General features: G+C 70.4%; 14 protein-coding genes. 7 read left to right on the top strand and 7 right to left on the bottom strand.

Features of this window, described 5'->3' with window-relative positions:
• The first annotated feature begins 88 nt into the window (after nt 1–88).
• From ACWCPY_RS10070 to ACWCPY_RS10060, 3 genes are read left to right on the top strand one after another with little or no spacing between them, the layout of a single operon-like run.
• Entirely contained in the window at nt 89–1,591 is a 1,503-nt protein-coding gene (locus ACWCPY_RS10070) for an MFS transporter (protein WP_451263858.1), read from the top strand.
• Nucleotides 1,588–2,175, top strand: a complete 588-nt coding sequence (locus ACWCPY_RS10065; protein ID WP_451263857.1) for a TetR/AcrR family transcriptional regulator — start codon at nt 1,588–1,590, stop codon at nt 2,173–2,175. Before ACWCPY_RS10070 ends, ACWCPY_RS10065 begins: the two co-directional genes overlap by 4 nt.
• A gap of 51 nt (nt 2,176–2,226) precedes the next feature.
• On the top strand, nt 2,227–2,790 hold the full coding sequence (locus ACWCPY_RS10060; RefSeq protein ID WP_451263856.1) for a hypothetical protein: 564 nt from the start codon (nt 2,227–2,229) through the stop codon (nt 2,788–2,790).
• A gap of 30 nt (nt 2,791–2,820) precedes the next feature.
• Here ACWCPY_RS10060 and ACWCPY_RS10055 read toward each other — a convergent pair whose 3' ends face one another.
• Both ACWCPY_RS10055 and ACWCPY_RS10050 read right to left on the bottom strand, forming a co-directional pair.
• Entirely contained in the window at nt 2,821–3,339 is a 519-nt protein-coding gene (locus tag ACWCPY_RS10055) for a MepB family protein (protein ID WP_451263855.1), read from the bottom strand.
• 111 nt (nt 3,340–3,450) lie between these two features.
• Nucleotides 3,451–3,798: a hypothetical protein gene (locus ACWCPY_RS10050; RefSeq protein WP_451263854.1), complete on the bottom strand. Its 348-nt coding sequence runs from the start codon at nt 3,796–3,798 to the stop codon at nt 3,451–3,453.
• Between the two features lie 218 nt (nt 3,799–4,016).
• Here ACWCPY_RS10050 and cpt point away from each other — a divergent pair, with 218 nt between their 5' ends.
• Nucleotides 4,017–4,538 carry a chloramphenicol phosphotransferase CPT gene (gene cpt / locus ACWCPY_RS10045; protein WP_451263963.1) on the top strand — a complete coding sequence of 174 codons (522 nt, stop codon included), beginning with the start codon at nt 4,017–4,019 and terminating at the stop codon, nt 4,536–4,538.
• Between the two features lie 148 nt (nt 4,539–4,686).
• On the opposite strand, the gene ACWCPY_RS10040 is transcribed toward cpt, so the two are convergent.
• On the bottom strand, nt 4,687–5,166 hold the full coding sequence (locus ACWCPY_RS10040; protein WP_451263853.1) for a GNAT family N-acetyltransferase: 480 nt from the start codon (nt 5,164–5,166) through the stop codon (nt 4,687–4,689).
• 100 nt (nt 5,167–5,266) lie between these two features.
• Nucleotides 5,267–6,139 carry a hypothetical protein gene (locus tag ACWCPY_RS10035; RefSeq protein ID WP_451263852.1) on the bottom strand — a complete coding sequence of 291 codons (873 nt, stop codon included), beginning with the start codon at nt 6,137–6,139 and terminating at the stop codon, nt 5,267–5,269.
• Nucleotides 6,140–6,490: 351 nt separating this feature from the next.
• Here ACWCPY_RS10035 and ACWCPY_RS10030 point away from each other — a divergent pair, with 351 nt between their 5' ends.
• The gene (locus ACWCPY_RS10030; protein WP_451263851.1) at nt 6,491–6,685 is read left to right on the top strand and encodes a hypothetical protein; all 195 of its coding nucleotides are present in this window, start codon (nt 6,491–6,493) and stop codon (nt 6,683–6,685) included.
• 164 nt (nt 6,686–6,849) lie between these two features.
• Here the strand turns inward: ACWCPY_RS10030 and ACWCPY_RS10025 are convergent, their stop codons facing one another.
• The 3 genes from ACWCPY_RS10025 to ACWCPY_RS10015 form a co-directional block, all read right to left on the bottom strand.
• Nucleotides 6,850–8,076 carry an MFS transporter gene (locus tag ACWCPY_RS10025; protein ID WP_451263850.1) on the bottom strand — a complete coding sequence of 409 codons (1,227 nt, stop codon included), beginning with the start codon at nt 8,074–8,076 and terminating at the stop codon, nt 6,850–6,852.
• A 93-nt stretch (nt 8,077–8,169) separates the two neighbouring features.
• A complete protein-coding gene (locus tag ACWCPY_RS10020) occupies nt 8,170–8,481 on the bottom strand; it encodes an ArsR/SmtB family transcription factor (RefSeq protein WP_451263849.1) in 312 nt (103 codons plus the stop codon).
• Between the two features lie 72 nt (nt 8,482–8,553).
• The gene (locus tag ACWCPY_RS10015) at nt 8,554–9,348 is read right to left on the bottom strand and encodes an integrase (protein ID WP_451263848.1); all 795 of its coding nucleotides are present in this window, start codon (nt 9,346–9,348) and stop codon (nt 8,554–8,556) included.
• Nucleotides 9,349–9,845: 497 nt separating this feature from the next.
• Here ACWCPY_RS10015 and ACWCPY_RS10010 point away from each other — a divergent pair, with 497 nt between their 5' ends.
• Both ACWCPY_RS10010 and ACWCPY_RS10005 read left to right on the top strand, forming a co-directional pair.
• Nucleotides 9,846–10,229 (top strand): effector-associated constant component EACC1, encoded by a 384-nt coding sequence (locus ACWCPY_RS10010; RefSeq protein WP_451263847.1) that lies wholly within the window; start codon nt 9,846–9,848, stop codon nt 10,227–10,229.
• The gene (locus tag ACWCPY_RS10005; protein ID WP_451263846.1) at nt 10,229–12,187 is read left to right on the top strand and encodes a caspase, EACC1-associated type; all 1,959 of its coding nucleotides are present in this window, start codon (nt 10,229–10,231) and stop codon (nt 12,185–12,187) included. The genes ACWCPY_RS10010 and ACWCPY_RS10005 overlap by 1 nt, the downstream gene beginning before the upstream one ends.
• Nucleotides 12,188–12,332 lie beyond the last annotated feature (145 nt).

Here is a 12,332-nt window from a genome sequence, read left to right as displayed (position 1 = left end):
TACCCTGGGGTGAACGCGCGTGCACCCCTGCGTCGCTTCGCCCCTGTACCCCGCACCACCCCTGCCGCCGAGCACCGTACGGAGAGCCATGCCCGCGGACATACCCGCCCCGGCCGCCACCACCACCGAGGCCCCGCACCCCCGTTTCGCCGTCGGTGTGCTGGCGTTCTGCGGTGTCGTGGTCGCGGTGATGCAGACGATCGTCGTCCCGTTGCTCCCGCACATCCCCGCCCTGACCGGCGCGACCCCGGCCGCCGCGAGCTGGCTGGTCACCGTCACCCTGCTCACCGGCGCCGTCTTCACGCCCGTCCTGGGCCGGGTCGGCGACATGTACGGCAAGCGGCGGGTGCTCGTCGCCTCGCTCATGGTGCTGGTGCTGGGTTCGGTCCTGTGCGCGGTCAGCTCCCACATCGGGGTGCTGATCGCCGGCCGCGCCCTGCAAGGTGCCGCCCTCGCCGTCCTGCCGCTGGGCATCAGCATCCTGCGCGACGAACTCCCGCCCGAGCGGGTGCTGTCCGCCGTCGCGCTGATGAGCTCGACGCTCGGCATCGGCGCGGCGATCGGGCTGCCGGTCGCGGCCCTCGTCGTCGAGAACTTCGACTGGCACACGATGTTCTGGGTCTCGGGCGCGATCGGCGTCATCGACATCGTGCTGGTGCTCCGGTGCGTGCCGGAATCACCGGTGCGCACCCGTGGCCGCTTCGACGCCCTCGGCGCGCTCGGACTCTCCGGCGCCCTGGTCTGTCTGCTGCTCGCGGTCACCCAGGGCGCCGACTGGGGCTGGACCTCGGCCCGGACGGTCGGCCTGCTGGTGGCGGCCGTCGTCGTGGCGCTGTTCTGGGGCGCGTACGAGCTCCGGGTGGCGTCGCCCATGGTCGACCTGCGGGTCTCGGCCCGCCCGACGGTCCTGCTCACCCATGTCGCCGCCCTGCTGATCGGCTTCGCCTTCTACGCGAACTCCCTGGTCACCGCGCAGATGGTGCAGGAGCCGAAGGAGACGGGGTACGGGCTCGGCGCCTCGCTCGTCGTCAGCGGCCTCTGCCTGCTGCCGGGCGGCGTGATGATGGTGGCGCTCTCGCCGGTCTCGGCGCGGATCTCCGCGAAGTACGGCCCGAAGGTCAGCCTGGCGCTGGCGGCCGGAGTGATCGGCACCGGTTACGTGGTGCGGTACTTCACCAGCCACAACCTCTGGCTGATCATCGCCGGCGCGACGGTCGTCGCCTCGGGCACGGCCATCGCCTACTCGGCACTCCCGGCGCTGGTCATGCGCGGTGTCCCGGTGAGCGAGACGGCCGCGGCCAACGGCCTCAACACCCTGATGCGCTCGATCGGCCAGGCCTTCTGCAGCGCGACGGTGGCCGCCGTCCTCGCCAACATCACCTTCCGGGTGGGCGGCAGAACGGCCCCGACGCTCCACGCGTACCAGCTGGTCTTCCTGATCGCGGCGGGCGCGGCGCTCGCGGCGCTGCTGGTCACCCTGTTCCTGCCGGGCAGCCGGGCATCCGCGACGGGTACGGTCGAAGAGCACCATGACGTTCCCGCCGACCGGAAGGACGGTGTGGGGACGATGCCGATCCAGGAGGGCGCATGACCAGTGGCCAGGCCACCGCACCGGCTCCGGCCCGGCCCGCCGCCGACCCGGGCACCGGCCGGGACGCGATCCTGCGCGCGGCCCGCCGGGCGTTCACCCAGCGCCCGTACGCCGAGGTCACCATCAGGGGGATCGCGGCCGACGCCGGAGTGAGCCCGTCCCTGGTGGTCAAGCACTTCGGCCGCAAGGAAGAACTCTTCAACACCGTCGCCGACTTCGGGCCCGCCGCCGCAGAACTCTTCGACGCCCCGCTCGGCTCGCTGGGCCGCCACATGGTGGTGACGCTGGTGACCCGCCGCCGCGAACTGCAGTCCGATCCGCTGCTGCGCGTCGTCTTCTCGCTCGGCAACCGCGACGAGCGTTCCCTGCTGCGCGACCGCTTCCAGCAACAGGTCACCGACGCACTGACCGCCCGCCTCCCCGGCCGCGAACGCGCCCTGCGCGCCGAACTGATCGCCGCCCACCTCCTCGGCCTCGGCGCCACCCTCAGCCTCCACCGCGAGGGCGCCGGCGCGGACGCCACCCCCGAACACATCGCGGACCTCTACGCGCCCGCGCTGCAGTCCCTGATCGACCGCCCCTGAATCGGCCGGGCGCAGAGGTAAGGTCTGGGCCAACCGGACGAGGGGGGCCTCATGTCTATCCGTACCGAAGTACGCGGCACCGCGACCGCCGTGGCGGCGGCGGTGGTTCTCGGGGCGTTCCTGGTGGGCTGCTCCGACGGGACCTCGCAGGGGCCGGGCGGTGACGTTCCCCATGTGGCGCCGTCCGCGAACGCCGCCGCCGCGTCCAAGGCCGCCGACCGGGCCGACACGGCCCGGAACGCCGCGGACGAGGCCAGTGCGCAGGCGGAGGCGTCCGAGGGCGCCGAGGCGGAGCTCAACAGGCCGGAGGCCGTACGCGACGCCTTCGCGGGCCTCCAGGCGACGTTCAACGACGACTGCGCCCCGGGCTCGTCGAACTGCGCCTACTTCCTGGGCCGGGTCCACGACGAACTGGTCCGCCTGGACAGGGCCATGAAGGCGGACACCCAGGGCCCCGGCCACTTCGAGGAGCCGATCGCCCGGATCGCCGCCCTGCGCGGGACGCTGAAGGACGACACCTCCACGGAGAACCTGGAGAAGCACCGCTCCGAACTGCTCGGCACCCGCGACCGCGTCAACACCTGGATGCAGGGCCACTCGGAGGACTACCGCTGACCGCGGCCCACCGCTGTCCCGCGGGCGCCGTCACGGGCGGTAGAGCGCCCGGCACCGGACGGCGTCGACCGGTTCGCCCTCCCGCACCGGCAGGAAGTACTCCACCTGCCACTCCTGCGTACGGCCGGCCTGGCGGCCGGCCGTCGTCACCCACGGCGGATAGACACGGAAGGCACGCTTCCCGCCGACACCGTCGCGCGACACGATGTCCCGCTCGCAGAGCACGTCGCGCGGGAACACGAACTGCCCGAAGCCGTCGGCGTCGCGGGTGCTGATGACGAAGAGGTCGACCGGGTCCCCGGAGTCGTAGGGCCGGATCGGCCCCTGCGCGGACCGCTTCCACACGGTCACGAACTGGCCGGCCTTCGTCGGCGTGGTCCGTGCCACCCGGAACCTGACGGCGGAGCCGTCCACGGTGAACGAGTGTGCCCCGTACTCGGCGCTCTCCGCCTCGGGCACCGGCCGCGTGCACACGAGCCCGCTCGGTTCGTGGACCAGCGTCCTCGCCGCGAGGAGGTCGGGATGGACGGCTGCGCGAGGTGTGGTCATTTCGCCCATTCTGTCAGGGCGACGACCGCACTTGATCCCCGTGTACGGCACCACCCCGGTACGGGGGCGGGGCGGCTCGTACCGGGGTGGGGGTCGCGGGGTGCGGCGGGATCAGCTGAAGACGACCGAGCGCAGCTTCAGCCGCTCGGAGGCGTGGCCGCCGTTGGGCCGGAGGGTGAAGTAGTCGCCCTCGCAGTCGGGGCCGGTGAAGACCGTCGCGTGGGAGTCGGTGAAGTTCCACGGGGTGTGGGCGGGGTTGGACGAAGAGGGGTCGGCCACCTCGGGCAGGGTGATGCACATCCGGCTCGGCGGGTCGACGAGGAAGCCGAACTGCGGCGATCCGTCGAGGCCGGTGTAGGTGTACCTGAAGTCTCCGGTGGCCGCGCCGGCCGAGGTCGGCACGGCGACAATGAGCGCGAGCGCGCCGAAGGCGGCAGCAACGGTGGAACGAAGACGCATGGGGGGAACTCCTTGTACGGGATCGGGAACGCCCCCAGCTTGCGCTGCTGACCTGCGGTCACTGCCGCATACGAGGTTCCGTCACCCGGACGGGAACTGCCGAAACGGTTCTGCCGACGGCCAAGTGGGTCACGGGCCGGTCCCACCGCGTTGACCACACCACTGCACCGGTGCACCGCTGCGCCGTCGGGCTCTAGTGTGGTCCGGTGAAGAAACAGATGATCGTGCTCAACGGCGGTTCCAGCTCGGGCAAGTCCGGGATCGCCCGGTGCCTCCAGGCGGTGTTGCCGGACCCGTGGCTGACCTTCGGCGTCGACACACTGATCGATGCGATGCCCACGTCCATGCGCGAGTCGGACGAGGGCATCGAGATCGCCCCGGACGGCGAGGTGGTCGTCGGCCCCGGGTTCCGCACGCTGGAGACGGCGTGGATCGAGGGGATCGTCGCGATGGCCCGCGCGGGAGCCGGGGTCATCGTCGACGAGGTGTTCCTCGGCGGCGAGGCCTCCCAGCAGCGGTGGCAGAAGGAACTCGGCGGGATCCGGGTGCTGTGGGTCGGCGTCCGGTGCGAGAGCGCCGTGGCCGCCGCCCGTGAGATCGCGCGGGGCGACCGTGTCCAGGGCATGGCGGCCGCCCAGGCGGACCTGGTCCACCAGGGCGTGACGTACGACGTGGAGGTGGACACGACGCGGAGCGAGTCCATGGAGTGCGCGCGGATCATCGCGGCCCGCCTCGGCTGACCGGGCGCGCCCCACCGACGCACGCCCCTCGCCACCACCCCACTGATCGTTTCCGGCCACAGCACCCCGTACGCAGCGCCTCGCACCGTCCCGCAGCACATCGCATCACGCCGCATCACAGCACCGTGTGGTGCCGCACGGCCCAGCCCTATGCGTCGCCGAGCTCGCGCTCACCGACGACCTGATCTCCGCTCATCTCCCCGGTCAACCGGAACCCGAGCTTGAAGTAGAACTGCTCGGGCCCGTGCTCGCCGGGGGCCCAGCTCACGGTCGCGCGGGTCTGCCCCCGTCGCCGGATCTCCTCGCAGACCGCCTCCACCGCGAAGCGTCCGTATCCCTGACCCTGTCGGTCGGCGGCGATGTTCAGCCGCCAGAGTCCGGAGCGCAGCCGGACGTCGTTCGGGTCGTCCGGGTAGAACCGGACGTCGAAGAACGCCATGACGAAGCCGACGAGCTGCTCGCCGTCGACGATCAGCCGGGGCCAGGCGATGTCGGGGGTCGCGTAGGCCTGGGCCAGCGACCAGGCGACCGGCTTCACGAGCCCGTTCTGGTCGGGTCGTACTTTCAGTCGGCAGGCGGCCTCGACGTTGTCCGGCGTGACCTTTTCCAGCCGCAGTGTTGAAGACATGCGGGCAACCTACAGACGGAGGCCCCGCCGCAACGAACGAATACCCGGTGCCGTCGAGGTAGCGGCACCGGGTGTTCGATGAACTCCCTTTATCGGAAGGTCAGTTCGCGGGGGCCTGGTACAGGCCCCGGCCGGCACGGTGGGCCCGGGAGGTCGCGACGAGCCGGTCGAGGGTGCTGCGAACGGTGTTGATGCCGTTGGGGGTGAGCTCACGCCCCAGGGCCTTCGTCACGTCGCGGGCGCGGACGGGGGTGTCGCCGGACGCCGCGAGCACCTTCATGGTCAGCTCGGTGAGGCTGCCGCTGTCGTCGACGGCCGGTGCGGCGTCCGCGGAGGTGGCGGAGGCCGCGGCCTTCTTCGGTGCCTTGGCCTTCGCGGGCTTGGTGGCCTTGGCCGTCGCCCTGGTCGTCGCCTTGGCCGTCCTGGTCGACTTCGCCGGTGCGGCGGACTTGGCCGTCGCCTTGGAGTCCTTGGCGTCCTTGGAGTCCTTGACCTCCTCGGCGGGCTTGGCGGCGGTCTTCTTGGTCTGGCCGCGCTGGGTCCTCGGCTTGGCGGCGGCCTGCTTGCGGCCCTTGGGCGCGGCGGGCGCCTTGCGGGCGGCGGTGCGGCGCGCGGGGGCGGCCGCGGCCTGCTCCTGCGGAGCTTCCGCCTGGACGGCGGATTCGACGGAGTCGATGGAATCCTGCGCCTGCTGCGGAATCCTGGCAGCGGGAGCGTTCGCCGCGTCGGCCTTGGCGTCCTCCGCCTCGACCGGCGCCGCCGCCGCGCTCGCGGAGGGGGCAGGGGCGGAGGCGGGGGAGGCCGACAGCGCGCGCAGTGCGGTCAGCGCGGTCCGCACCGACTCCAGCCGCTCGGTGACGGTCGCGAGTTCCTTCTCCAGGGTCTGCTGGTGCTGCTCAAGCGCCGGAAGTTCCGCCTCCAGCAGGGTGGTTGTGGCATCGATGGTGACCCATGTGCTGGTCTCGGAGGTCATGTTGTCGCCCTTCTGTCCCGGCCGACCGTTGGTGACCGATGTATCGCAGGGTAAGGGGTGTTGTGTTGTGGCCGGAAATCGCCCGTCCACCACGGCGTTCCGCGAAGCACCGTCAGCACCGGCCGCCAGTCTCCTGAACTGGGCCGCGGCGTGCCCCGGAGTTGGTCCGGGAGACACTCGTTTGGCCGTACCGGGTCATCGGTGAGGATGTCCGGCGTGCGGCGACGCCGACGGATCCGAGTCCGTTCAGCCCACTTGGTCCGCTGCGCTTTCGCCCTTCCCGCCGCGTGCGGCCGCTTCCATGCGTGCCGTCGTACTGGCACCGGCCAGGGCCTCACGGACGATGTCCGCGTGAGAGACCGCATCAGCGCTTTGATCTCGGCCCTCGGTGTCCTGGCCGCCATGTTGCTGCTCGCCCTCGCCGTTCGCGAGTGGCGTGCCGGGGGATCGGCCCTCTGGACAGGGGTCGGAGCTGTGATCCTCCTCAGCGCCTCGTGCGCGCTGGTGCGGGATGTGCGGCGGCTCCGCACGGGGCCGACGGCCTGAGGAGCACCGCCGTGCCGGTCGGCCCCATCGGTCGTTGCTGGTGTGTGCCGTTGCCCGACGCACAGCAGGCGCGCATCGAGCCGGCGCAACGCCGACGGAGTGCGTGGGTTCCTGTGGAGCCCGAGTCGGCCCCTTCGAGGAGCGACAACGTCCGCCAGGTCGTGTCAGATTCCCACCTCCCCGAGCACCTGCCCGCTCGGGTCGCGCGACACGGCCTGCCGGTCCCCGTCCCGGTCCCGGCCGCGCTCCAGCCCCAGCCGCAGCACCATCACGATCAGAGCTGCGACCGCGAACCCGGCTCCGGCCCAAGGGAGTTGACGGACTCCGTGCTCGGCCATGACCCAGCCGCCGACGGCGGTGCCGACAGTGATGCCGAGGTTGGAGAAGGAGATGAAGAGGCTGTTGCCGAACTCGGGCGCATCGCTCGCGTCCCGCCCCAGCCAGCTCTGGCTCACGATGAGCCCGCCCGAGTGCACGGCACCCCAGACCAGGACCGCCGGAACCATCGGTGCGAACAGCGGGCCGACGGCGTACAGAAGGACGTGGACCAGCAGGCACAGCACCGGATACGCGACCACCGTGCCGACGAGGTTGCGCCGCAACAGGCCGCCGAAGGCGAAGTTCCCGAGGATCATCACGATGCCGAACGCCATCAGCATGGCGCTGACCCACGAACCGTCCATGTGCGTGACCTGTCCCAGGTACTCGGCGGAGTAGCCGTAGACCGAGAACATCGCTGCGAAGACGAGGACGACGGAGATGATGGTCAACCACGTCCGCAGCCGCTTGAGAACGCTCAACTGGTCACCGTACGAGACGCGTTGGGATCTCGTGACCGGCATCGACGGGACGAACCGCAGGATGCCGAGGAACGCGATCAGATTGACGAGCGCGCCGAACCAGAAGGCCGGAGCGAGCGACAGGTGTCCGGCGAGGTACGAGGTCAGCGGCACACCGAGCGCGAAGCCGACGGTGACCCCGGCGAACACGGTCGTCGTGGCGCGGGTCGCGTCCTTCGCGGGTACCAGCCGCGCGGCGGTGGCGAGCGCGACCGCGAAGAACACGGGGTGGAAGAGGGCGGGAACGACGCGGAAGGCGAGCATCACCTCGTACTGCGTGGTGAGTGCGTAGACGGCGTTGGAGAGCGCGAACACCGCGATCGCGGCGGCGAGTACCTTCTTGCGGTCGACGCCGGATGCGAGCAGCGTGGTGAACGGCCCGGTCACCGCGATGACCAGGGCGAACACCCCCACCAGCCAGCCGGCGGCGGACGGTGTGACACCGAGTTCGGCCGAGACCCGGGGCAGTACTCCGACCATCCCCATCTCGGTGGTGATGATCCCGAACACGCCCAGGGCGAGCACCAGAACGGTGAGGGAGGTCTTTCTCATCGGAACGGTCGTTACCTTTCGTCAAATCTAGAAAAATAGATGCATTGAGTCGGCGGTCGAGAGTGCGGGTGAGGGGTCGGTGTCGGGGCCGGGCTACAGCTCGTCGCGGACGTGCGCGGCGAACTCCGCGATCACCGGCTCGTTGCGCCGGTAGTACGTCCACTTGCCGATGCGTTCCGAGGTGAGCAGTCCCGCGTCCCTCAGGGTCTGGAGGTAGCCGGAGACCACCGACTGCGCCAGCCCGGACCGCTTCTGGATGTCGCCGACGCACACGCCGATGTGGAAGCCGAGCCCTTGCTGCCGGTAGGAGTCCTCGTCGAAATGCTTCTCCGGCTCCCTCAGCCACTGCATGAACTGCAGGCGTGCGGGATTGGCGAGCGCCTTGTGCACGGCCAGCGGGTCCATCGCTCCACGCCTCCAGGTCCTTCTGGCTTTCCCGGTGATACGCATCCAGCTTTCGCGATATGTAGTGTTGAGTCAAATCGTGCCGAGGCCGGTGCAGTGCGCGACCGACGCGTCATCGGCCGCCACCGCGTCACGTGCCTCCGCCCGCCGGACGCGGCGGACGATCTCGGCGGGGCCGCTCGATGCCAGGAGCGCCATGGCCCCCGGCCAGTCGACGAGCCGGAACCGGTCCACGATGCGGCCGGCCCCGTTGCTGAGCAGCGCGACACCGGTCAGCCCGGAGGCCGGACAGCTTCCGGTGACCGCCTCGTCCGCCGCCCTCGGGTCGTCCTTGGCCACCCAGAACCCGCCCGGCCGGTTCCGGTGGGCGCGCAGGTCCCGCAGGATTCGGTGGTACTCGTCGCTCGCCTCGGCAACGGCTCCGAGCGCGGACGCGTACGGCCGGCTGATGATCGGTTCTCGGGGATCGGAGACGACGAGCGGCGCACCGCCCACTCGGTCGAGCACGAGGAACGCGTCACCGAGCACCAGGTGGTCGACGCGTTCGCCGGACAGGCGCAGGACGGCCACGGCCGCCGACGGACTGACCGGGTCGGCCACGTCGCAGCTGTCCCGGTGGTCGTCCGTCACCTGCTCGATGGCCTCCGCGAGCAGCGCCGGAAGGCTGCGGTCCGGCACGTGCGACAGCAGGCCGAGGAGGCTGCTTCCCAGACGGCCCGCGTACCAGGCCACGCCGTGCCGGCAGACCGATGCGGTGCCGGGGATACCGGCGCCGTCGATCAGCACCACCGCCCTCGGCACGGCGCCGACGAAGTCCTCGTTCGCGCGGCCGGCCCGCGCCGCGACACTCGTCATCGTCACTCGCATGCCCTGTCGTCGTCCTCCCGCCGATTCAGCTGCGTGTCTCGCTCGGGCGTGCGGGCCGGGTCCTCACGGAAATCGGGGCCCGCCACCCGATCCGCTCCGCAAGCCGCTCCGCAGGTGTCCTTGCCATCCGTCTCTACATGCCTCGCGCTCCTGTTCCTGACCCTGACCACAGGAAATCTCGCACCGGTGTGCCGACGCCTTTCCCCGCGGTGAAGCACTCACCCTCCTATTGCCCAAGCGCTCATGAGACCCGCATCTCACTCACTGTGACGCTCGCCGGCTCACCGGCCCGCTGTGACAGAGCGTTCCGGCCGGCGGGCAGATGCCCCGACCGTGCGTGCGAGGCGTCTGCGGTGGGTTTCCTCCCCAGCTCTCGCGGGCGCGCCACGGACGTGAACCCGGTTCTGGGAAGGGGGACTTCGCCCAATTCCTGGTTTGCCAGGGAGATGGTTGCCCGAGCAATATGCTGCCTACCGTAGGCGGGCGAGGGGGAGGTCATGGCCACAGGGCTTGAAGTGGTGATGCAGCCGGGCAGCAGCCGGTTCGACCCGGAAGATCAGCCGTGGCATGACCAGGTTGCGGGTTTGCACGCCTCGCTGCGCGAAGAGGTGGGGGCGGTCCTTCGGCGCCGTGTGCCGGAGCCCGGCCAAAAGGGCGCCGTCGAGGCAACGCTGCTCGCGTTGGGATCTTCCGGGGCGCTGACCGCCGCCGTGGCATGCTTCAGGGCTTGGCTGGCCCGGGACAAGTCCCGGACGTTGACCGTGACCTGGACCGACGGTACGGGAGCCGAGCAACGGCTCCACGTCACCGGCGACAACATCGACCAGGCGTCCTTCCAAGCGCTTACCGAGGCCCTCGGGAGCTGGTCAGGGGATAACTGATGGCGGAGAGCCGGCGCTACCGGGGCCTGCTGATCGGCAACGCCACCTTCCCCCGCGACCCGCATGCCCTGCCCGACCTCGACGGCCCCCTCGACGACATCACACAACTGCGGCAGGCGCTGACAGATCCGCGGATCGGGCTGTTCGAGCCCTCCGATCTCCATGCCCTGCCCGACCACGGCGTGCAGGATCTTCGGGAAAGGGTCGACGACCTTTTCATCACTGCCACTCGCGGGGATGTGCTGCTGCTGTACTACAGCGGCCACGGCCAGCTCGACGAACGAGGCACCCTCTACCTGTGTGCCAAGGACACTCGTACCTCCCGCCTGCGGGCCACGGCGCTGAGCGCGATCGAGATGAACAACATCATCGACGGCTCACCGGCGACCAGTACGGTCATCATTCTCGACTGCTGCTACAGCGGCGCGTTCAAGGGCACCGCCACCCCGGCCCCCGTCGCGGGCCGGGGCCGTTACGTCCTCACCAGCAGCAGATCCACCCAACTCGCCCGTGCGGCCGACCGTCCCGGCCAACCCAGCCCGTTCACCGGCCAGCTCGTACGTGCCCTGCGCACCGCCCGACCCGGCAAGGCCGCCGGGCACGTGACCGTCGTCGAGATCTACCAGCAGGTGCACCACTGGATGACCGCGGACGCAGTCATCGCCCCGCAGTTGAGGTTCGCCGGGGAAGGCGACGTGCCCCTCGCCCGCCGGCCGCTACCGCCACCGCCGCCGCGGAAGACCGAGCCACCCACCACAGCAGACCCCGGCCCCGTACCGGGCACGGGCCCCGCCGAACGCCGTGCCGCGCGCGGCGGCCCCGCCTCGGCCTCCCTCTTGGCCGCGCAGCGGACACCGGCTTCGTCGGCACAGCCGGCCGAGTCGCAGACCACCACAAGCGGCGACCGCGGACACACGCCTGGGGACACACCCGAGCCTGCCCGGAAACCGGTCCCACGGCGGGCCGCCCTCTTCCTCGGAGCCGCGGTCCTGGCGGGCGGAGCGACTGCCGCACTCCCTCTGTGGAAGGGCACATCAGGCAAAGAGAATGCCGGGAGCCCCATGGTCCTCACCGACCCTCCCTACACGGTCTATTCGGTGGCGTTCAGTCCGGACGGCAAGACCTTGGCCACCGTCGGCGACGACAAGGCAGTGAGGCTGTGGGATGTGGCGACCAGGAAGTCCGGCGCCCCCCTCATTGGCCACACGGGCTTGATCTATTCGGTGGCGTTCAGCTCGGACGGCAAGACCCTGGCGACCGGCAGCTACGACGAGACGGTGAGGCTGTGGGATGTGGCGACCGGGAAGTCCAGTGCCCCGCTCATCGGTCACACGGATTTCGTCTATTCGGTGGCGTTCAGTCCGGACGGCAAGACCTTGGCCACCGGCAGCAACGACGAGACGGTGAGGCTGTGGGATGTGGCGACCAGGAAGTCCGGCGCCCCCCTCACCGACCACACGGCCAGGATTCATTCGGTGGCGTTCAGTCCGGACGGCAAGACCCTGGCGACCGGCAGCTACGACGAGACGGTGAGGCTGTGGGATGTGGCGACCAGGAAGTCCGGCACCCCGCTCAAGGACCACACGGGCTCTGTCTATTCGGTGGCGTTCAGTCCGGACGGCAAGACCCTGGCCACCGGCAGCAACGACAAGGCAGTGAGGCTGTGGGATGTGGCGACCAGGAAGCTCATCGACACCCTCAGCAAGCACACCGAGATGGTCAGCGCGGTGGCGTTCAGTCCGGACGGCAAGACCCTGGCGACCGGCAGCTACGACGAGACGGTGAGGCTGTGGGATGTGGCGACCAGGAAGTCCGGCGCCCCCCTCTCCGACCACACCGGGGCCATCTGGGATCTGGCGTTCAGCCCGGAGGGCAAGACCCTGGCCACTGCCAGCTACGACAAGAAAGTGCGCTTGTGGGAATGGCTGCCGGCCCGTCGCGCCCTTGTTTCGGACTAGCTGTGCCGGGGCGTGATGGTTGGCACCCTCCGACTGGCACGGCCACGCGCTTTCTGCCCGGTGGGACATGCTCGTCGGCGCCCTCGGTTCGGGGTTCTTGACACCAGCGGAGTCTTGGCCGAGGGATCTGCGAGCGATCGGGTGC

This window comes from Streptomyces sp. NPDC002403 (genome assembly GCF_053593015.1).
Note: the sequence above shows the minus strand (reverse complement) of the source record. Positions and strands in the feature narration are given on the sequence as shown.

What these genes read in the sequence shown, in the direction of transcription:
- ACWCPY_RS10070 (WP_451263858.1), top strand. Translation starts at nt 89, where the DNA reads ATGCCCGCGGACATACCCGCCCCGGCCGCCACCACCACCGAGGCCCCG.
- ACWCPY_RS10065 (WP_451263857.1), top strand. Translation starts at nt 1,588, where the DNA reads ATGACCAGTGGCCAGGCCACCGCACCGGCTCCGGCCCGGCCCGCCGCC.
- ACWCPY_RS10060 (WP_451263856.1), top strand. Translation starts at nt 2,227, where the DNA reads ATGTCTATCCGTACCGAAGTACGCGGCACCGCGACCGCCGTGGCGGCG.
- ACWCPY_RS10055 (WP_451263855.1), bottom strand. Translation starts at nt 3,339, where the DNA reads ATGACCACACCTCGCGCAGCCGTCCATCCCGACCTCCTCGCGGCGAGG.
- ACWCPY_RS10050 (WP_451263854.1), bottom strand. Translation starts at nt 3,798, where the DNA reads ATGCGTCTTCGTTCCACCGTTGCTGCCGCCTTCGGCGCGCTCGCGCTC.
- cpt (WP_451263963.1), top strand. Translation starts at nt 4,017, where the DNA reads ATGATCGTGCTCAACGGCGGTTCCAGCTCGGGCAAGTCCGGGATCGCC.
- ACWCPY_RS10040 (WP_451263853.1), bottom strand. Translation starts at nt 5,166, where the DNA reads ATGTCTTCAACACTGCGGCTGGAAAAGGTCACGCCGGACAACGTCGAG.
- ACWCPY_RS10035 (WP_451263852.1), bottom strand. Translation starts at nt 6,139, where the DNA reads ATGACCTCCGAGACCAGCACATGGGTCACCATCGATGCCACAACCACC.
- ACWCPY_RS10025 (WP_451263850.1), bottom strand. Translation starts at nt 8,076, where the DNA reads ATGAGAAAGACCTCCCTCACCGTTCTGGTGCTCGCCCTGGGCGTGTTC.
- ACWCPY_RS10020 (WP_451263849.1), bottom strand. Translation starts at nt 8,481, where the DNA reads ATGGACCCGCTGGCCGTGCACAAGGCGCTCGCCAATCCCGCACGCCTG.
- ACWCPY_RS10015 (WP_451263848.1), bottom strand. Translation starts at nt 9,348, where the DNA reads ATGCGAGTGACGATGACGAGTGTCGCGGCGCGGGCCGGCCGCGCGAAC.
- ACWCPY_RS10010 (WP_451263847.1), top strand. Translation starts at nt 9,846, where the DNA reads ATGGCCACAGGGCTTGAAGTGGTGATGCAGCCGGGCAGCAGCCGGTTC.
- ACWCPY_RS10005 (WP_451263846.1), top strand. Translation starts at nt 10,229, where the DNA reads ATGGCGGAGAGCCGGCGCTACCGGGGCCTGCTGATCGGCAACGCCACC.